At 68.1% G+C, this 19,954-nt stretch carries 16 protein-coding genes; 7 read left to right on the top strand and 9 right to left on the bottom strand.

Annotated elements, in window-relative coordinates:
- Positions 1–12: 12 nt before the first annotated feature.
- The 3 genes from DWF00_RS03915 to DWF00_RS03905 form a co-directional block, all read right to left on the bottom strand.
- Entirely contained in the window at positions 13–396 is a 384-nt protein-coding gene (locus tag DWF00_RS03915; RefSeq protein WP_114830093.1) for a hypothetical protein, read from the bottom strand.
- 99 nt (positions 397–495) lie between these two features.
- Positions 496–1,560, bottom strand: a complete 1,065-nt coding sequence (locus DWF00_RS03910; protein ID WP_147283724.1) for a hypothetical protein — start codon at positions 1,558–1,560, stop codon at positions 496–498.
- An 84-nt stretch (positions 1,561–1,644) separates the two neighbouring features.
- Entirely contained in the window at positions 1,645–2,619 is a 975-nt protein-coding gene (locus tag DWF00_RS03905) for a quinone oxidoreductase family protein (protein WP_114830091.1), read from the bottom strand.
- Positions 2,620–2,904: 285 nt separating this feature from the next.
- Between DWF00_RS03905 and DWF00_RS03900 the strand changes: the two genes are divergently transcribed.
- The gene (locus DWF00_RS03900) at positions 2,905–4,077 is read left to right on the top strand and encodes a UbiH/UbiF family hydroxylase (protein WP_114830090.1); all 1,173 of its coding nucleotides are present in this window, start codon (positions 2,905–2,907) and stop codon (positions 4,075–4,077) included.
- Here DWF00_RS03900 and DWF00_RS03895 read toward each other — a convergent pair.
- Entirely contained in the window at positions 4,057–5,208 is a 1,152-nt protein-coding gene (locus DWF00_RS03895; protein WP_114830089.1) for a CaiB/BaiF CoA transferase family protein, read from the bottom strand. The genes DWF00_RS03900 and DWF00_RS03895 overlap by 21 nt on opposite strands.
- A 41-nt stretch (positions 5,209–5,249) precedes the next feature.
- Entirely contained in the window at positions 5,250–6,218 is a 969-nt protein-coding gene (locus DWF00_RS03890) for an AEC family transporter (RefSeq protein WP_114830088.1), read from the bottom strand.
- Between the two features lie 274 nt (positions 6,219–6,492).
- Here DWF00_RS03890 and DWF00_RS03885 point away from each other — a divergent pair, with 274 nt between their 5' ends.
- Both DWF00_RS03885 and hspQ read left to right on the top strand, forming a co-directional pair.
- On the top strand, positions 6,493–7,542 hold the full coding sequence (locus tag DWF00_RS03885) for an HpcH/HpaI aldolase/citrate lyase family protein (protein ID WP_114830087.1): 1,050 nt from the start codon (positions 6,493–6,495) through the stop codon (positions 7,540–7,542).
- A 125-nt stretch (positions 7,543–7,667) separates the two neighbouring features.
- Positions 7,668–7,997 carry a heat shock protein HspQ gene (hspQ, locus tag DWF00_RS03880; RefSeq protein WP_114830086.1) on the top strand — a complete coding sequence of 110 codons (330 nt, stop codon included), beginning with the start codon at positions 7,668–7,670 and terminating at the stop codon, positions 7,995–7,997.
- A 107-nt stretch (positions 7,998–8,104) separates the two neighbouring features.
- Here hspQ and DWF00_RS03875 read toward each other — a convergent pair whose 3' ends face one another.
- Positions 8,105–8,908: an invasion associated locus B family protein gene (locus DWF00_RS03875; RefSeq protein WP_114830085.1), complete on the bottom strand. Its 804-nt coding sequence runs from the start codon at positions 8,906–8,908 to the stop codon at positions 8,105–8,107.
- Between the two features lie 238 nt (positions 8,909–9,146).
- Here DWF00_RS03875 and DWF00_RS03870 point away from each other — a divergent pair, with 238 nt between their 5' ends.
- Both DWF00_RS03870 and DWF00_RS03865 read left to right on the top strand, forming a co-directional pair.
- A complete protein-coding gene (locus DWF00_RS03870) occupies positions 9,147–11,018 on the top strand; it encodes an extracellular solute-binding protein (protein WP_245973738.1) in 1,872 nt (623 codons plus the stop codon).
- A 9-nt stretch (positions 11,019–11,027) separates the two neighbouring features.
- On the top strand, positions 11,028–12,044 hold the full coding sequence (locus DWF00_RS03865; RefSeq protein WP_114830083.1) for an AMP-binding protein: 1,017 nt from the start codon (positions 11,028–11,030) through the stop codon (positions 12,042–12,044).
- Positions 12,045–12,177: 133 nt separating this feature from the next.
- On the opposite strand, the gene mfd is transcribed toward DWF00_RS03865, so the two are convergent.
- From mfd to DWF00_RS03850, 3 genes are read right to left on the bottom strand one after another with little or no spacing between them, the layout of a single operon-like run.
- Entirely contained in the window at positions 12,178–15,723 is a 3,546-nt protein-coding gene (mfd, locus tag DWF00_RS03860) for a transcription-repair coupling factor (protein ID WP_114830082.1), read from the bottom strand.
- Positions 15,720–16,214 carry a hypothetical protein gene (locus DWF00_RS03855; RefSeq protein WP_114852997.1) on the bottom strand — a complete coding sequence of 165 codons (495 nt, stop codon included), beginning with the start codon at positions 16,212–16,214 and terminating at the stop codon, positions 15,720–15,722. Before DWF00_RS03855 ends, mfd begins: the two co-directional genes overlap by 4 nt.
- A gap of 23 nt (positions 16,215–16,237) precedes the next feature.
- Positions 16,238–16,534, bottom strand: coding sequence for an FAD assembly factor SdhE (locus DWF00_RS03850; RefSeq protein ID WP_114830080.1), 297 nt, complete (start codon positions 16,532–16,534; stop codon positions 16,238–16,240).
- Between the two features lie 206 nt (positions 16,535–16,740).
- Here DWF00_RS03850 and recG point away from each other — a divergent pair, with 206 nt between their 5' ends.
- Both recG and DWF00_RS03840 read left to right on the top strand, forming a co-directional pair.
- Positions 16,741–18,843, top strand: coding sequence for an ATP-dependent DNA helicase RecG (gene recG / locus DWF00_RS03845; protein WP_114830079.1), 2,103 nt, complete (start codon positions 16,741–16,743; stop codon positions 18,841–18,843).
- A gap of 221 nt (positions 18,844–19,064) precedes the next feature.
- On the top strand, positions 19,065–19,898 hold the full coding sequence (locus tag DWF00_RS03840) for an AraC family transcriptional regulator (RefSeq protein WP_114830078.1): 834 nt from the start codon (positions 19,065–19,067) through the stop codon (positions 19,896–19,898).
- Positions 19,899–19,954: the final 56 nt, after the last annotated feature.

Below are 19,954 nucleotides of genomic sequence, written 5' to 3'. Positions count from 1 at the left end.
TTCTGTTGACCCTCAGCGATACTCGCAGACATAGCGTACGACCTGCCCTTGGCGGTTGCGGATCACCAGGTACTCGCCGCCGCCGCAGCTCTCGTTGAGGCGAGCGAGTTCGGCGGGCTGACGACGCTGCGGAGGCGGCTCGTTGCAGGCATGGGTGATGCAGTCGGTGCTGCCACGGCGCGGCTGCACGGGGCGGGTGAGGCGGGCGCGGGAGCGCTCGTGGTCCTGAAGGCGCAGCGCGATGATCGAGTTGTCGCCGCCGCCGCCGGCGGAGCCTCCACCAGCACCGCCGCCGCCCCCGCCGCCATTTCCACCGCCGCCCTGCTGGGCCATGGCGACTGTCGAGACGGTGAGCGAGGCCAGGATCAGGCCGGTGATGCGAATTGCGCGGTTCATGATCTTTCTCCCGAATGAGGATCAGCAGGTGCTGACCCCCATTCGTCGCGGCGACGCGGGAGAAGGTTCAAAGCAAGCGCGAGAAATTTTCAGGCGGACTCAGGCAGCCTGCCGTTTCGGCCCCGGCATGAGCCGGCGGCCGAGCCACCAGCCGAGCCGCTGCGCGACCATCGCCACGGCGAGAGCCCAACCCACGAGGGCAAGGAGCCAGCTCGCCGCCGTCAGGCTCAGGCCGCCAAGCACGAGGGCCGAGCGGCCGAGTAGCTTGAGGATGGCGCGCGTCTTCGAGCCGGCCGTGCTGCTGAGCTTGGCGGCCTTGCCGATATCGCCGGCGTCCTCGGCAACGTTCAGGACCTGGCGCAGGCCGCGCTGGCCGGTCTTGGCGTAGAGCGTGCCGGTATCCTGCCCGAGCGCGGCGAAGCTTTTCATTGCGGCCGGGCGGATCAGGTTGGCGCTGGCCATGCGGGCGCCGGCAAGGTCGAGCTTCGCGGCAGCAGCGAGGCTGGCCTTCAGCGCCGGCCGGTCGATGGCGCTTGCGGCGGTGCGGGCGAGGCCAGCGGTCAACGCCGGAGACAGCTTGCCCGCCTTGCTCGCCGATTTGACGATGCTGAGGCCACCTCGCGCCGGCAATCCGCCGCCGAGGCTGACCCAGGTCGCGGCGCTGAGGACCAGCCCGGCGCCGGCCAGCGCCAGGATGGTGTTATCGATCGCCTCGCCGCGGACGAGCTTCTGGCCTTCATGAGCGAGGTCGCGCAGGTCGCCGAAGCCGATGACGTCTCCCGTCAGCGCCCCGGCGAAGCCGGCGCCGCTGACGCGCTCGCCCATGAAGAAGCCATAGCCGAAATCCTGCACGGCCCGGCTCAGCGCCTCGTCCTTCAGCGTGGCGAGGCGCTGGCTCTGCTCGGGCGCGACGACGATGCCGCGCTCCTGGGCGAGGCCGACGAAGCTGTCGGCGAGTTCGGTGTCTGCCTCGGCCAAAGCGAGATCGATCTCGGCCGCGATGCGCTCGGGCGTTGCGACCTCGCGCAGCCTTATCTGCGACAGCGCCGCCGGATCATCGGCGGCGGCGCGCAATTGCCAGCTCTGCCAGCCATTGGGGCCGACATAGAGGCCCGTGCCGGCCAATCCCGGTACGAGCGCCAGCGCCAGCAAGCTTCGCCTCATATCGCCCAGCCACCCGTTTTTCCGCCGCGTCGACGGCGACGGCTCTACAGGGTAATCTGGGCGATATTGGCGCGTCGACCAGTCTTACGGCAGCAGGACCGTCGAACCCGTGGTGCCGCGGCTTTCCAGCGCGCGGTGGGCGTCGGCGGCGTCCTTCAGCGCGAAGGTCGCGTTGACCGGCACCGTGACCTTGCCGCTGGCGACGGTGTCGAACAGGTTCTTCGCCATCGCGACCATGGTCTCGCGCTTGGCGATGTGGGGGTTCAGCGTCGGGCGGGTCACGTAGAGCGCGCCCTTGGCGGCCAGGATGCCGAGGTTGAAGGCCTCGACCGCGCCGGAGGCGTTGCCGAAGCTCGCGAGCAGGCCGAAGGGCTTGAGCGAGTCGAGCGAGGCCATGAAGGTGTCCTTGCCGACGCCGTCATAGACCACGTCGCACATCGCGCCGCCGGTGATCTCCTTGACGCGGGCGGCGACGTCCTCATCCCGGTAGAGGATGACGTGGTCGGCGCCATGGGCCTTGGCGAGCTCGGCCTTGTCCTTGGAGCCGACGGTGCCGATCACGGTCGCACCCAGCGCCTTGCCCCATTGGCACAGGATCAGGCCGGTGGCGCCGGCGGCGGCGTGGACGAGGATCGTGTCGCCCTGCTTCACCTTGTAGGTCCGGTGCAGCAGGTACTCGGCGGTCATGCCCTTCAGCATCATGCTGGCGGCGGCCTCGTAGGAGATCGCCTCCGGCAGCGCCACGGTGGCAGTGGCCGGGGCGATGCGCTCCTCGGCATAGGCGCCGTGCGCCGAGACGACGGCGACGCGGTCGCCGACCTTGAACTCGGTGACGCCGGGGCCGACCGCGAGCACGTCGCCGGCCGATTCATTGCCGAGCACGAGCGGGAAGTGCGGGGCGGGATAAAGGCCTGAGCGGAAATAGGTGTCGATGAAGTTGAGGCCGACCGCGCGGTTCTTGATCAGCAGCTCGCCGGGGCCGGGAGCCGGCAGCGTGATATCCTCGAATTGCAGAACTTCGGGTCCACCGTTTTTATGAACGCGGATGGCCTTGACCATGAAAAGAACTCCCTGACGTGAAGGCCGGACCATAGGGAGTCGGCTTGCCCTCAGGCAATGGCCGAAACGCCTGCTGGACCAGCGCTCCACGCCCAGCGGTCTTGCGAATTTGCATGATCGACTGCGGATCGACTGCGGCGATCTCGTTCTGGCCAAGCGCCCGGCGTTCGGCTTGATCGTCATGGGTCCTATCGGACGCAATGTGGCGATCTAGCCATTATTATTGCATCGGATTTTTCCGAAAACCGGATTCCACTTTTCGGTCCGATGCTCTAGCCAAGAGACATGAGTTCTCAGCAGCACGAACAGGTCGATATCGCCATCGTCGGCGCCGGCGCCGTCGGACTGGCCGCAGCCCTCGCCTTGGCCGCCGATGGCTGGCAGGTCGCGCTGTTCGGCAAGCCGACCGCGCCGCGCGACGGACGCACGGTGGCGCTGCTCGACGGCTCCTGGCGCTTCCTCGATGGGCTCGGGCTGCTGCCGGCGCTGGAGGAAAAGGCCGCCCCGCTCGCGGTGATGCGGCTCGTCGACGATACCGGCAGCCTGTTCCGCCAGCCGCCGGTCGAGTTCCAGGCCTCCGAGGTCGGGCTCGAGGCCTTCGGTTGGAATATCGAGAATGCCGAGTTGGTTGCGGCCATGGCGGAGCTCGCCGAGGCGAATCCGGCAATCCGCATCCTGCCGCATATGGTCTCTGGCATAGAGCCGGGCGAGGAGGCGGTCACGCTGACGGGCGAGGGTTTCGCGCCATTGCGCGCGCGGCTCGTGGTCGGGGCGGATGGACGGCAGTCGCGGGTGCGGGCTGCGGCAAAGATACCGGCGCGCGACTGGGCCTATCCGCAGGTGGCGCTGACGGCGATCCTGTCGCATCGGCGCGAGCACCGCGAGACGTCGACCGAATTCCACACCCGCTCCGGCCCGTGCACGCTGGTGCCCCTGCCCGGCCGGCGCTCCTCGCTGGTCTGGCTGCTGGAGCCGGGCGAGGCCGAGCGCGTCGCGGCGTTGGACGATGCCGGTTTCGCCCGCCGGGTCGAGCAGCAGACGCATTCGCTGCTCGGCGCGCTGAAGGTCGAGGGGCCGCGCGGGCGGGTGCCGATGGGCGGGCTTTCGGTCGAGCGTTTCGGCGCCGGCCGGATGGCGTTGATCGGCGAGGCGGCGCATGTGTTTCCGCCGATCGGTGCGCAGGGGCTGAACCTAGGCCTGCGCGATGTCGCGGCGCTGCGGCAGGCGCTCGACGGCGCAAGCGATCCTGGCGGCGACGAGGTGATCGCGGCCTATGACAAGACGCGCCAGACCGATGTGCGGCTACGCACCGGCGCGGTCGATGCCCTCAACCGGACCTTGCTGACCGACCTGCTGCCGGCCGACCTGCTGCGCGGGGCGGGGTTGCTGGCTCTGTCGCGGATCGGGCCGTTGCGGCGGCTGGTGATGCGGCAGGGGTTAGCGGGCGGGACAGGTTAGGCCCTTCTCCCCCGAAGGGAGAAGGAATTCCGCTTGATCTCCGCCGCTCGCCGGCACCTTCCGCAAGCCCTCCGCTTTCTCGCGGAACACCGGCGCCAGCGGCAGCGGCGTCGAAACCAGCCTGCGGCCACCCGGCTCCTCGGCCTGGGCCTCGAGCGCGCCGCGCGCGGTGAATTGCGGATCGGCCATGGCCTCCTCCAGCGTCCGCACCACGGTGCAGCAGCAATCGCACGGTTCGAGATGGGCGCGCCAATGGGCGGTCGGCTGGCTGGCGATCAGAGCTGCGACGGCAGCTCGCGTCGCCTCTGGCGCGGTGCGATCATCGCGCAGGGCCGGAGCAAGTTCGATCGCCTCGCAAAATGTCTCCCAGAATTTCTGCTCCAACGCGCCGACCGCAAGGAACCAGCCGTCCGAGGTGGCATAGAGCCCGTAGCGCGGGCTCGCGCCGGTCAGCAGCCCTTCGCCGCCCGCGGGATAGCGGCCGGTCGCCTGGCCCTGGGCGAGCCCGTACCAGGCGAAGGTCGGCATGGCGTCGATCATGGCGATGTCGAGATGGCAGCCCGCGCCGCTGCGCTCGCGCTGGCGCAGCGCCAGCAGGATGTTGACCATGGCCGGCATGGCGCCGCCGCCGATGTCGGCGACCAGCGCGGGCGGCAGCGGCGGCACCTCGCCGCGCTTCAACGACTGGCCGAGCAGGCCACCGATCGCCTGGTAGTTGATGTCGTGACCGGCCTCCTGGGCGCGTGGGCCGGACTGGCCGTAGCCGCTGATCGAGCAATAGATCAGGCGCGGGTTGAGCGCTTGCAGCGCCGCGTAGCCGAAGCCGAGCCGCTCCATCACGCCGGGGCGGAACTGCTCGATCAGGATATCGGCGCGTTCGATCAGCGGCGTGAGCCGGGCTAGCGCGTCTTGCGCCTTCAGGTCGATCTCGACGCTCCTCTTGCCGCGGTTGAGCACGGCGAAGGGGGCCGAGGTCTCGCCGAAGCGCGGCGGGAAGCGGCGCAAATCCTCGCCGCCGGGGCGCTCGACCCTGACGATCTGCGCGCCCACCTCGGCCAGGAACAGGCTGGCGAGCGGGCCGGGCAGCAAGGTCGAGAAATCGAGCACGAAGACGTCGTCGAGCGGCAGCATCGCTATCCCGCGGGGTGGGCCGGCCGCACGGAGGGCAGCCGTCAGGGGAAGAGGTCGGCGACCATCCTGCCCGTTCTGACCAGCCACAGGAAGCCCGTCAAAGTGACCATCGAGACCAAGGTGCCGACGAGGATGCAGGCCGAGGCCCGCTCGATGCCGACCTTGTACTGGGTCGAGATCACGAAGATGTTCAGGGCCGGCGGCAGCGCCGCCATGATCACCGCCGCATAGATCCAGGGCGCGGCGAAGCCGCCGAACAGCGAGAGCAGCACCCAGACCAGCAGTGGGTGCAGGATCAGCTTGATCACGACCAGCGCGGGCACCTCGCCCGGCATCGACTTCATCGGCCGCAGCGCCACGGTGACGCCGAGCAGGAAGAGCGCGCAGGGCGCCGCCGCCTGCGAGAGCCAGAGCGTCATCTGGTCGATCGCGGTCGGGAGCTGGAGCTGGGTATAGGCGGCGAAGACGCCGGCCAGCGTCGCGATGTTGAACGGATGGGTCAGCACGCGCCAGACCACTTCGCCCGCCGTGGCCATGAGGCTCCTCTTCTCGACCCCGGCCAGCGCCATCAGGAAGGGCACGAGCGAGAACAGCAGGATGTTGTCGAAGACGAAGATCAGCACGACCGGCGCGCTCGCTACCGGGCCGAGCGCCGAGAGGATCAGCGGCGGGCCCATGTAGCCGATGTTGGAATAGGCGCCGGCGACGGCCTGCATCACCGATTGCGGCATCTCGCGGGTGTATCTCCAGCCGACGGCGAAGGAGAGCACGAAGGCACAGAAGGTCGAGAGCGTGGTCGTGCCGATGAAGGCCCAGTTGGCCAGTTCGCTCAAATGCTTGTCGGCGATCAGCCGGTAGAACAGGCAGGGCAGCGCGATGTAGATCAGGAAGTGCTGCATCCAGGCCAGGCCGGATTCAGGGATCTGCTTGTACCGGCCGACGGCGAAGCCGAGCAGGATCAGCCCGAAGAACGGCGCGACCAGATTGAAGAGGTTGGCAAGCTCGGCCATGCGGCGAAAACGACCTCGGCGGGCTCTGGCCGCCCAATGCAGCCGGAATGGCAGCGATCCGCGCGGTTTAGCGGCTTCCCGCCTCGAAGCAAGGCCGTGCAGGGCATGGGCGCCTCGTCATTTCGGATAGAATGCCTAGGATTATCGTCTCATGAAATTCAGGAGCTATTATTCCTAGGCTTATTGTCTCTCATCTTTCGGGCGATGCGAAAGCAGCAATGGACGGCGCCGCCCTGCTCCGGCACAGTCGCTGCATTGCAGCATGGAGTGCGCCATGACGGTCAAGACGCCGCGCCAGTTCTTCCGCCCGCTCGCCATCGGTGCGCCGGAGCCGTGGCGCGAGCTGCCCTTGAAGTTGGAGCGGATGATCCATTTCGTGCCGCCGCATCTGGAGAAGGTGCGCGCCAAGGTCGGCGACCTCGCCGGCCAGGTCGACATCGTGCTCGGCAATCTGGAGGACGCCATCCCGGTCGAGGCCAAGCAGGCGGCGCGCGACGGCTTCATCGCTATGGCCAAGGCGGTGGACTACGGCGCGACCGGCCTGTGGACGCGGGTCAATGCGCTGAACTCGCCCTGGTTCCTCGACGACATCACGGCTGTGATGGCCGAGATCGGCGGCAAGCTCGATGTCGTCATGGTGCCGAAGGTCGAGGGGCCCTGGGACATCCACTATGTCGACCAGTTGCTGGCGCAGTTCGAGGCGCGGCACCAGCTGCCCAAGCCGATCCTGATCCACGCCATCCTGGAGACGGCGGAGGGCGTGAAGAACGTCGAGGCGATCGCCACCGCCTCGCCGCGCATGCACGGCATGAGCCTGGGGCCCGCCGACCTCGCCGCCTCGCGCGCGATGAAGACGACGCGGGTCGGCGGCGGCCATCCCGAGTACAAGGTGATCGCCGACCCCTCCCCCGATGGCGGGCCGCGCGCGGTGGCGCAGCAGGACCTGTGGCACTACACGATGGCCAAGATGGTCGATGCCTGCGCCGCGGCCGGGATCAAGCCGTTCTACGGGCCCTTCGGCGACTTCGCCGACACGGCGGCCTGCGAGGCGCAGTTCCGCAACGCCTTCCTGCTCGGCTGCGCCGGCGCCTGGACCCTGCACCCCTCGCAGATCGAGATCGCCAAGCGCGTCTTCAGTCCCGATCCCGACGAGGTCAGCTTCGCCAAGCGCATTCTCGAAGCGATGCCGGACGGCTCGGGCGCCGTGATGATCGACGGCAAGATGCAGGACGACGCGACCTGGAAACAGGCCAAGGTCATCGTCGACCTGGCGAGGCAAGTCGCCGCACGTGACCCGGCCCTGGCCGAGCGCTACGGATTGTGAACAGCAATCCGGCGCCACGCCGTTGATCTTGACGTATTTGCGACGCAATCCTACCGCATGCGCGAAATGGGCGGCATCACCTTGCGCGACGTAATCCTCGCGGCTTGAAGAAGATCGAAGCGACTATGGAAGCACGTTCGGCCAAGTTCCGGATCGGCCAGGTGGTGAAGCACCGCGTCTACCCGTTTCGCGGCGTCATTTTCGATGTCGACCCCATCTTCTCCAACACGGAAGAGTGGTGGCTCGCCATTCCCGAGCATCTGCGCCCGTCCAAGGACCAGCCGTTCTACCATCTCTTCGCCGAGAACGAGGAGACGGAGTACGTCGCCTACGTCTCCGAGCAGAACCTCGTGGTCGACGAATCCGGCCAGCCGATCCGGCATCCGCAGGCCAAGGAATATTTCCGGCGCGACCGCAAGGGCCGCTACACGCTCGACCGGACCGGGCTGAACTGAGCTGAGCTGACGGCCCGTCGCAGCAAGCGCCCAAGCTTCCCTGCCGCTCAATGAAAAAGGCCGGTCCATGGGACCGGCCTTTTCGTTTGCCTGCGAGGGCGTCCGGATCAGGGACGCGGCGCGGGAGCGACGCCCGGGGCGGGAGCCAGGCCGGGGGCCGGCGCGACGCCGGGAGCAGCCGGAGCGCCGGGGACAGCGCTGGCGCCGCTGCCGCCGAGGCGCTGGCGCAGCTCTTCCTGGCGCTTGGCGAGCTCGTCCTGCAGCTGCTTCTGCTGCTCTTCGAGCACCTTCGGGTCGATCGGCGCGCCGTCGAAGCCCTTGGCGAAATCGGTGAGCGGGATCTGGAAGGAGACCTCGCGGCCGCCCTGGTTCTGCACGCTGGCGCTCAGCGTCGTGCCCTTCTTCATCGCGTTGATGAAGTCGTCCTTGACCTGCGCCTCGGCGAAGCAGCCATTCGGGAAGCAGATCGCATAGCGGCCGGCCACCGGCTGGGCGGTATCGACGCCGAAGCGGATGCCGGGTCCAAGCAGCAGGCCAAGCGGCATCAGGAAGCGCACGATCTTGGTCGGATCGCCCTTGACGTCGTAGATCGCGACCGCGAGCACCGGCTGGCCCTGGTCCGAGACGAAGTCGCGGGTGGTGTAGCAGATCTCCTTGTTGGCGGCCTGGTCCTTGCCGCAAACCTTGGTCCAGTTGGTCTGCGACGGCTCGGCCTTGACCTGCACCACGGTCGGGCCGGCGGCCTGGCCCTGGCCGGCCGGCGGCTGCGCGGGCTGCTGCGGGGCCGGCTGCGCCGGGCGCGGCTGGGCGGGACGCGGCTGCTGGGCGAAGGCGGAAACGGGGCTGAGGCCAAGTGCGGCGCTCAGGACGAGGCCGAGGGCGCGGCGAGACGGGCTGGACGAAGCGGACATATGTTTTTCCTTACCAGGCGAATTCGACAACACGACTTCGCAAGCCGCGCGCGTCATTGTCGACGACCCAACCGCGTCCGGGCCGGCCTTCTGGGGCCGTGCACATCCAGCGTGATTGAGGCGTTTGAATGACACCTTGGTTGCGTTTAGCGAGTTCCGGCGCAGGTTTCCAGCCCGAAGAGCGTGCGTGACTGTGCCCCGGACATGTTATCCTCTTCTGTGGGAATCAGGTCCGGCGATGAGTTCACTTCGTGCGTCGTCCGCGGGCATAGGCGCCGCGGCCCGGCAAATCTTCGCTCTCTTCATGCTCGTCCTGGCGGCGGGCGCGAGCGCGCGCGCCGAATCACCCCTGCCCAATCACGCCAGCTTGCCCGACCACGCCATCGCGATGCATGGCGAGCCGGCCCTGCCGCGCGGCTTCACGCATCTGCCCTATGCCGACCCGGCCGCGCCGAAGGGTGGGCGCATCACCTTCGCCCTGCAAGGCACGTTCGACAGCCTGAACCCGCTGGTGGTGCTCGGCGTGGCGCCCGACGCCGTGCCCCGCTACGTCCAGCAGAGCCTGCTCTTCCGCTCGGCCGACGAGCCCTTCACCGCCTACGGGCTGCTCGCCAGCAAGGTCGAGCTCAATGACGAGCGGACCCGGCTCGCCTTCGAGATCGACCCGCGCGCAAAATTCTCGGATGGCAGCCCGGTCACGGCCGAGGACGTGCTCTTCACCTTCGAGATGCTGAAGACGAAGGGCAAGCCGTTCCACCGCTCCAGCCTGGCGCGCGTCACCAAGGCGAGCGCGCCCTCCCCCGGCCGCGTCGAGTTCGAGCTCGGCGACGGCTCCAACCGCGAATTGCCGTTGGTGATCGGCGCCATGCCGATCTTCGCCAAGCACGCGACCAATGCGGAGAGCTTCGGCGAGACCAGCTTCAAGCCGGCGCTCGGCTCCGGCCCCTATGTCGTCAGCGAGGTCCGGCCGGGCGAATCGATCACGCTCAAGCGGCGCGCCGACTTCTGGGCCGAGGATCACCCGCTGACGCGCGGCCTCTTCAACCCCGACGAGATCCGCTACGAATTCTACCGCGACGCCAACACGCTGTTCGAGGCGTTCAAGGCCGGGCTCTACGACGTCCGCCTCGAAGGCGACCCGACGCGTTGGACGACCGGCTATGACGTGCCGGCGGTGCGCGACGGGCGCATCGTCAAGGAGACGCTGCATTTCGACACGCCCAAGGGCATGACCGGCTTCGTCTTCAACACCCGCCGCGCCGTTTTCGCCGACATCAAGGTGCGCGAGGCGCTGGCCATGCTGTTCGATTTCGAATGGGCCAACCGCAACCTGTTCTACGGCATCTACCGCCGGGCCGGCAGCTTCTTCTCCGATTCAGAGCTGTCGGCGCTGGGCGTGCCGGCCGATGCGCGCGAGAAGGCGCTGCTCGCGGCATTTCCCGGCTCGGTGCGCGACGACATCCTGGCCGGAACCTGGAGGCCGACGGCGACCGACGGCTCCGGCCGCGACCGCGAGCAGGCGCGCAAGGCCTTCGACCTGTTGAAGAGCGCCGGCTACGAGATGCGCGACGGCGTGCTGCGCCACAAGGCGACCGGCGAGGCGCTCGGCTTCGAGATCACCGTGACCAGCCGGCCGCAGGAGCGGCTGGCGCTGAACTACGCCAAGTCGCTGGAGCGGCTCGGCATCGTCGCGACCGTGCGGATGATCGACGACGTGCAGTACTGGCGCCGGCTGTCCTCCTTCGACTTCGACATGATCCAGTGGACCTGGCCGGCCTCGGCCTCGCCCGGCAACGAGCAGGTCGGGCGCTGGGATTCGAGCAATGCCGAGCGCAAGGGCTCGCTCAACTATGCCGGGGTGAAGTCGCCTGCGGTCGACGCCGTGCTGAAGACGATGCTCTCGGCCCGCGAGCGCGAGGATTTCGTCGCCTCGGTCAGGTCCCTCGACCGGCTGCTGATCTCCGGCTTCTACGTCGTGCCGCTCTACTACCTGCCCGATACCTGGCTGGCGCATTCACGCGATGTCGTGATGCCCCAGCGCAGGCCGGCCTATTTCCTGTCGAACGAGGTGCTGGCGCGGTCCCCATCGCCGCCGGCGCCGGCGAATTGAAGGCTGCCGATGCGGGCCGACCAGGACGAAGCCGCCGCCCTGCTCGATGGGCTCGACCTCGACACCTTGCTGAGGGCGCTGGTGCGCGGGCGCGGCTACGAGGCGGCGCTGCGCGATCCGCCGGGCCGGCGCGGCTGGAGCGACGAGCAGCCGGGCTCGCTCAGCTTCAGTGCGCTCGACGAGCGGGTCGAGCGGCTGGCCGGGCTCCTCGCCACCAACCGGGCGCAGCCCGGGGCCAGCGTCGCCATCCTGGCGCCGCTTGGGCCTGAGGCGGTCCTCTCGATACTGGCCTGCCTGCGGGCGGGGCTCTCGCCGCTGATGCTGCCGCTGCACGGCAACGAGCTCGAATTGCTCAGGCTGATCGAGGCCTCCGGCGCCGTGATGGCGCTGGGCAGCGGTCGCGTCGGGCCGATCCGGCCGCTTCTCGTCCTGCGCAACCTGGCGATGCGGGCCTTCGGCACGCGCTTCGTCGGCGGCTTCGGCGGCGACATCCCCGATGGCGTGGCCCCGCTCGACCAGCTCATGGCCAGCGGCGCGCCGCATCCGCTGCCGCCAGTGGTGGAGCGCCCGGCCGTGCAGGTGGCCGATGCCCGGACGCTGGCCGGGCCGCAATCGATCTCGGAGCGCGAGCTGCTCGGCAAGGCGCTCGACATCTCGCGCGTGCTGAAGCCGATGGCCTCGTCGCGGATCATCAGCACCATGGTCGGCGGCGACCTCGCGACGCTCGCCTCCGGGCCGGGTATGGCGATCCTGACCGGCGTCGAGTTGCTGACGCTCGGCCTGTTCAACCTCGGCGACCTGCATGCCTGCCTCGAAGGCGGGCGCAAGGCGCATCTCGTCGTGCCCGGCGCGATGGAGCCGGCTTTGGCGCGCTCGAAGCTCGCCGGCCACAAGGCTCTCGCCAGCCTCGTCTTCGTGCAGCGGCCCGGCGAAAGCCGGACCTATCCGGCGCTCGACCGGCCGGACCTCGCCATCGTCGACATCGAGGTGCGTTCCGCAGCCGAGATCGAGGTCGTCAGGCGGTAGCTATCGCGTAGGGCGCGCCCGTCATGCTCGGCCTTGTGCCGAGCACCCACGTCTTGAACACCGCACGTCATCAGCGAAGACGTGGATGGTCGGGACAAGCCCGACCATGACGGCAGGGGCCGCCGGTCCGAGCTCAGGCCGCCTTCTTCCGCTCCGCAATCCTTGCCAGGTCCGTCAGCAACCGGCGCGTGCCGGTCAGGCGCTGCTCCGCCGTCTCGAAATCGTCGATGAAGACGACGCGCATGTCGGGGCGGACCTTGGCCAACGTGCCTATCTTGGCGACGTAGCCGACCAGACCCTCCGGATTGGCGAACTCGTTGTCGCGGAAGGCGACGATGATGCCGCGCGGCCCGGCCTCGACCTTCTCGACATTGGCGCGGCGGCAGAGCGCCTTGATCGCGACGATCTCCAGCAGCTGCTGGACCTCCTCCGGCAGCGGCCCGAAGCGGTCGACCAGCTCGGCGCCGAAGGACTGGATGTCGCCATCGTCGTCGAGCGTCGAGAGCCGCTTGTAGAGGGTGAGCCGGAGCGTCAAATCGGTGACGTAATGCTCCGGGATCATCACCGGCGCGCCGATCTGGATGGTCGGCGACCATTGGCTCTCGGCGACGATGTCGATGCCGGCCTTGAGCTGGGCGACGGCCTCCTCCAGCATCTGCTGGTAGAGCTCGTAGCCGACCTCCTTGATATGGCCGGACTGCTCGTCGCCGAGCAGATTGCCGGCGCCGCGGATGTCGAGGTCGTGGCTGGCGAGCTGGAAGCCGGCGCCCAGCGTATCGAGTGATTGCAGCACCTTGAGCCGGCGCTCGGCCTGCTCGGTCAGCTTGCGGTTGGCCGGCATGGTGAAGAGCGCGTAGGCGCGGACCTTGGAGCGGCCGACGCGGCCGCGCAGCTGGTAGAGCTGGGCCAGGCCGAACATGTCGGCCCGGTGCACGATCAGCGTGTTGGCCGTGGGTATGTCGAGCCCGGATTCGACGATCGTGGTCGAGAGCAGGATGTCGTACTGGCCCTCGTAGAAGGCCGTCATCACGTCTTCCAGTTGGCCCGCCGCCATTTGGCCATGGGCGATGCCGACCTTTGCCTCGGGCACCTGCTTGTCGAGGAAATCCTTGACCTCGGCGATGTCCTCGATGCGCGGCACGACATAGAAGCTGCGGCCTCCCCTGTATCGTTCGCGCAGCAGCGCCTCGCGCACGATCAGTGGGTCGAAGGGCGTGACGAAGGTACGCACCGCCAGACGATCGACCGGAGGCGTGGCGATGATCGAGAGCTCGCGCACGCCGGTCATGGCGAGCTGCAGCGTACGCGGGATCGGCGTCGCCGTGAGGGTCAGCATATGGACCTCGGCGCGGAACTCCTTCAGGCGCTCCTTGTGGTTCACGCCAAAGTGCTGCTCCTCGTCGACGATGACGAGGCCGAGATCCCGGAATTCGATGGCCTTGCCGAGCAGGGCGTGGGTGCCGACGACGATGTCCATCGTGCCGTCCTTGATGCCCTGCTTGACCGCCTTGAGGTCCGGCGCCGAGACGAAGCGCGAGGCCTGGCCGATCTGGAGCGGCAGGCCTTTGAAGCGCTCGACGAAATTGCGGTAGTGCTGGCGCGCCAGCAGCGTCGTCGGCACCACGACAGCGACCTGCTTGCCGGCCATCGCCGTGGCAAAGGCGGCGCGTAGAGCCACCTCCGTCTTGCCGAAGCCGACATCGCCGCAGACCAGCCGGTCCATCGGCCGGCCAGCGGCAAGATCGTCGAGCACCGCGTCGATCGTGTTCTGCTGATCCTCCGTCTCTTCGAAGGGGAAGCGGGCGCAGAACTCGTCGTAGAGCCCTTCCTGCGGGATCAGGCGTGGCGCTTCCTTGAGGGCGCGGGCGGCGGCGATCTGGATCAGCTTGCCAGCCATCTCGCGGATGCGCTGCTTCAGCTTGGCCTTGCGCGCCTGCCAGCCGCCGCCACCGAGCCGGTCGAGTGGAACCTCGGTATCCTCGGAGCCGTAGCGCGAGAGCAGCTCGATGTTCTCGACCGGCAGGAAGAGCTTTGCGTCGGAGGCGTAGTGGATTTCGAGGCAATCATGCGGCGCGCCGGCAGCCGTGATCGATTGCAGGCCGATGAAGCGGCCGATGCCGTGGTCGACATGGACGACGAGATCGCCCGGCGCCAACGACGAGAGCTCGGCGATGAAGTCCTGCGGCCGGCGCGTCTTGCGGCGCGGGCGCACGAGACGGTCGCCCAGGATGTCCTGCTCGCCGATGACCGCGAGCTTGCCGGCCTCAAAACCCGTCTCGAAACCCCAGACGGCGAGCGCCGTGGTGCCAGGCTTGAGATCGAAGGCGGCGCGCAGCGAGCCCGTGGTCTGGACGGTCTTCAGGCCGTGGTCGGCCAGCACATGCGCGAGCCGCTCGCGCGAGCCCTCAGACCAGGCGGCGAGGATGACGCGGCGGCCATCAGCCTGGAGCGCCTTCACATGCTGGACGGCGGCGTCAAAAACGCTGCCGGCATTGTCGGCGCGCTCGGCGGCGAAGCCGCGGCCCTGGCGGGCGCCGAGATCGAGGATGAGCTTGCCGGCGCTGTCGGGCAGCTGGAACGGTGTGATCGAGGCGACGCCGGCATTGTCGATGATGCCGCGCCATTCGGCCGGCGAGAGATAGAGCGCATCGGGCAGCAGCGGCTTATAGGGCATGCCGCCGGCGCTCGGCTGGTCCATCGCGGCCTTGCGGGCGTCGTAATAGTCCTTGATCAGGCTGATGCGCTCGCCGACCGCGTCCTCGGCCTGCGAGTCGAGTACCAGTGGCACGTCCGGGAGGTAGGTGAAGAGCGTGTCGAGCTTGTCCGAGAGCAGCGGCAGCCAGTGCTCCAGCCCCGCCGGCCGCCTGCCCTCGCTGACCGCCTCGTAGAGCGTGTCGTCGCGGCCGGGCGTGCCGAAGGTCGTGATGTAGGACTGGCGGAAGCGCTTGATGCTCTCGCTGGTCATTTGCGCCTCGGACATCGGCACGAGGTCGAGCCCGCGCAATTGCCCGCTGGTGCGCTGCGTCTCCGGATCGAAGGTGCGGATCGATTCCAGCGTGTCGCCGAAGAAATCGAGCCGGATCGGCGCCGGCATGCCGGGCGGGAACAGGTCGATGATGCCGCCGCGCACGGCGAATTCGCCGGTCTCGCGCACGGTAGAGGTGCGCAGGTAGCCGTTGATGTCGAGCCAGCGCGCGAGCTGCTCGGTATCGACCATGTTGCCCGGCGCGGCCGAAAAACTCTCCGACGCGACCAGTGAGAAGGCAGGCACGCGCTGGAGCGCGGCGTTGACGGTGGTCAGCAGCAGGCGCGGCTTGTCGCCCGACTTGGTCTTGGCGAGACGCGACAGCGTCGTCATCCGGTGCGCGACAATGCTCGGCGCCGGCGAGACGCGGTCATAGGGCTGGCAATCCCAGGCCGGGAAGGACATCACTTCAAGATCGGGCGCGACGAATTGCAGGGCGTTCTCGAGCACCTGGAGCCGCTGCCCGTCGCGCGCGACGAAGACCAGCAGGGCCGCGCCTTCGGACTTCTTGGCCCGAGCCCGCGTCAGGTCGGCGAGGACGACGGCGTCGAAACCGTCGGGAACGCTGGCGAGCGTCGGCTTGTCGCCGCGGTTGAGCGCGTCGAGGATGCGGTCGATCTGCAGCTTGGCGAGTTGGGCGGGCGCGGGAATCATTCAACAACCGATATGGCTTCGTCGGCCGTCTGATAATCGGCGACCGGAGTGATGGTGATCTTCTCGACCGAGGCGCGCAGCGTGCCGAAGGCACCGAAGCAGGGCTCAATCTCAAATTCGATGTCGCCCTGGCCAAGGCCGAAGCCGACGAGGCGACCATCAACGGCCGAGTCCTTAGCGAAGCGCAACGACATGCCGCCGATCACATTCTGATGGCTGAACCCTTGGAGTGACACATCGATCATGTCTCCTTCTTTGAAAGTGAACGTGATCAGAGCGTGCTTAAATGGCGGCCCGCCATAATGCCCCTTCTCACTGACCATGGTCGCTACGCTCAAGGACGCGCCGCGTCGGTTCAGGTTGAGGTCGAGAATTTCGCCATCACCGAATTCTGGTCTGCCGCAAAACCAATCCAGCAATTCGGTCCCGCCTGGAATCGACTTTAGGACGAGGACGGTGTCGGCGATGCGGGCATCGTCTTCTGAAGTCATGGAACGGCAGCCTCGGATTGCGCTCAGACGTGAATCGGCTTTTCGTGGTGATGAAAGCTCTTCAGCCGCCGGAACAGCTCCGAGTCGTAGTTCCCCGGCACCTCGGCCTCCCCCGTCACCCAAGACAGCAGGTCGCGGTCGAGCACCTCGATCAGCTGCTCGAACTCGTCGAGCTCGGCCTCGCTCAGCGTGCCGATCTCGGCATCGGCGAAGCGGCCCATGATCAGGTCCATCTCGCGCATGCCGCGATGCCAGGCGCGGAAAAGCAGCTTGCGGCGGCGCGGGTCGAGATCGGCGCTGGTGCGGGTCGTGCCGGACATCGTCATCCTCACCCAAAAGTTGGAGCATGGCTTACGCGAAAAACCGGCATCCACTTTTTCGCGCCATGCTCTTGGGCACGAAAACGAGAAACGGGCCGGCCCCGTCGCGGAGCCTGCCGTCTCCGGCTATATAGCGAGGGAGTCGGGCGAAGTCAGCGGCCCAACCGCCGCGTTCGCCACACTCCTGACATGTCCTGCGAGGCCGATTGCGTCCATCCATCCTCGATCCGCTGTTTGCACCGGCGACGACGCTCTCCGGCGTCGGCCCCAAGCTCGGCAAGCTGCTGGACAAGCTGCTCGGCGACGAGACGCAAGGCGCGCGCGTCATCGACCTGCTGTTCCACTTGCCCACCGGCGCGGTCGACCGGCGGCCGAGCCCGAGCATCGCCGACGCGCCGGTCGGCGAGATCGCGACCTTCTCGGCCCGCGTCGCCGAGCATCGCCCGGCGCCCGCCGGCAAGGCCAAGGCGCCCTATCGCGTCCTGGTCGAGGACGAGAGCGGCGATGTGACGCTGGTCTTCTTCCACGCCGATGTCCGGCACCTGCTGCTGACGCTGCCGATCGGCGAGTACCGCATCATCTCCGGCAAGCTCGAACTCTGGGACGGCATGCGCCAGATGGTGCATCCCGACCGGATCATGGATGCAAAAGCCTTCGCCAGCCTGCCGGCGATCGAGCCGGTCTATGGCCTGACCGAAGGGATCGGTCCACGGGTGATGACGCGGATCGCCGCCGGCGCCGCCGAGAAATGCCCCGATCTGGCCGAATGGCAGGATCCCGGCTTCCACGCCAAGAGCAGCTTTCCGACGTTCTTTGAGGCGATGCAGGCGCTGCATCATCCACCCGACCTGCGCGCCGTCGAGGGCGACACGATCGCGCGCAGGCGCGTCGGCTATGACGAGTTGCTGGCGAGCCAGATCGCGCTTGCGCTGGTGCGCCGGCAGCAGAAGAAGGCGGCAGGCCGCGTCACAGCGGGCGACGGCAAGCTGCGCCGCGCGATCGAAGCCGCCCTGCCCTTCTCGCTGACCAATGGCCAGCGCGAGGCCGTCGCCGACATCCATGCCGATATGGAGAAGCCGGAGCGCATGCTGCGGCTGCTGCAGGGCGATGTCGGCTCCGGCAAGACGGTCGTCGCGCTACTGGCGATGGCCGCCGCCGCGGAGGCCAGGCGGCAATCGGTGATGATGGCGCCGACCGAGATCTTGGCCCGCCAGCATGCCGAACGACTGGCCCCGCTCGCCGACAAGGCCGGGCTGAGGCTCGCCTTGCTGACCGGGCGCGAGAAAGGCGCCGGGCGGCGGCAGGTGCTGGAAGGGCTGGCGAATGGCGAGATCGACATCGCCGTCGGCACGCATGCGCTGTTCCAGGAGGGCGTGGTCTTCCGCGACCTCGCGCTCGCCGTGGTCGACGAGCAGCACCGCTTCGGCGTGCACCAGCGCCTGCTGCTGGGGTCCAAGGGCGAGGCGGTCGACATCCTGGTGATGACGGCGACGCCGATCCCGCGCACGCTGTCGTTGACCTGGTTCGGCGACATGGACATATCCGTGCTCTCGGAGAAGCCGGCGGGCCGGAAGCCGATCGTGACGCGGGCGATCTCGTCGGAGCGCCTCGACGAGGTCGTCGGCGCGGTCGGGCGCGCGGTCGATGCCGGCGCTCAGGTCTATTGGGTCTGCCCGCTCGTGCAGGAATCCGACACGCTCGACGTCGCCGCCGCGCAGGAGCGCTACGAGGCGCTGCGCGAGCTGTTCGGCGCCAAGGTCGGGCTGCTGCACGGCCAGATGCCTGGGCGCGACAAGGATGCGGCGATGGCCGCCTTCTCGGCCGGCGAGACCCGCATCCTGGTCTCGACCACGGTGATCGAGGTCGGCGTCGACGTGCCCAATGCCAGCGTAATGGTGATCGAGCATGCCGAGCGCTTTGGCCTTGCCCAGCTGCACCAGCTGCGCGGGCGGATCGGGCGCGGATCGGCCGCCTCGACCTGCCTCTTGCTCTACAAGGGTCCGCTCGGGCCGGTGGCGGAGGCGCGGCTGACGATCATGCGCGAGACCGAGGACGGTTTTCGCATCGCCGAGGAGGATTTGCGCCTGCGCGGCGAGGGCGAGGTGCTCGGCACCAAGCAGTCCGGCTCGCCCGACTGGCGCATCGCCCGGCCGGAGATCGACGGCGACCTGCTGGCGGCGGCGCGCGACGACGCGCGCCTCCTGATCGAACGCGACCCGCAACTGGAGACGCCGCGCGGCCAGGCGGTCAGGACGTTGCTCTACCTGTTCGAGCGCGACGTCGCGATCAGGCTGCTGCGGGCCGGATAGTACAACGTTCAAAAACCCGCGCCGTCATCCCGGCCGCAGCAGAGCGGAGCGCCGGGATCCATCGTAGGGCTCCGTGCTCTACGATGGATCCCGGATCTGCGCGGCTTCGCCGCTTGTCCGGGATGACGGCGTGTTTCTTCCTTATATCTCCGTTCGCAGCAATCCTGATCAAGCGGGCCGGTCTTGCCTCCGACATCGTCGCGCCGTTTCGTGAGAGTGCCATGGACCCGATCAAGAAAGCCGTCTGGTGCATCGAGAGCCGCTTCGCCTCCGATCTCTCGCTCGACGAGATCGCCGAGGTCAGCGGCGTGTCGCGCTTCCATCTCTGCCGCGCCTTCGGCGTGGCGACCGGCCGCTCGATCATGCGCTACGTGCGCGAGCGCCGGCTCTCGGAGGCGGCGCGCCAGCTCGCCGAGGGTGCGCCCGACATCCTCTCGGTCGCGCTGGATTGGGGCTACGGCTCTCACGAGGCGTTCACGCGCGCCTTTCGCGAGCAGTTCGGCATCACGCCGGAAGAGCTGCGCGCGAGGGGCGACCTCTCGTCACTGAAACTTGCGGAGCCCCTCTCCATGCACAGCGAAACCAGTATCACCCTGCCAGAGCCGCGCTTCGTCACCGGCAAGCCCGTGCTGATCGCCGGCTATGGCGGGCGCTTCTCCTATGAGAACACCTCCGGCATCCCCTCGCTCTGGCAAAGGATCGCCCCGCATTTCGGGCATATCCCCGGTCAGGTCGGCTATATCGCCTATGGCGTCAGCTATAATTGCGACGACCACGGCAATTTCGACTACATCGCCGGCGCCGAGGTCTCCGACTTCACCGACCTGCCAGCCGAGTTCGAGCGCACCCGCGTGCCGGAGCAGAGCTACGCCGTGTTCGAGCATCGCGGCCACGTCACCGGCATCAAGCAGACCTACGAGGCGATCTTTCGCGGCTGGCTGCCGAAATCCGGGCGCAAGCCCGCCGACGGGCCGACGCTGGAGCGGATGGACGAGCGCTTCAATGGTGCGACCGGGAACGGCGTGATCGAGATCTGGCTGGCGCTGAAGGACTGAGCCGAACCTCCCGCCGCCTGCCCTCAAGCGGGCGGCGGGCCGCCATGGGGCGCGAC

The sequence above is a fragment of the Allobosea caraganae genome, assembly GCF_003351345.1.
Lineage (GTDB): Bacteria > Pseudomonadota > Alphaproteobacteria > Rhizobiales > Beijerinckiaceae > Allobosea > Allobosea caraganae.
Note: the sequence above shows the minus strand (reverse complement) of the source record. Positions and strands in the feature narration are given on the sequence as shown.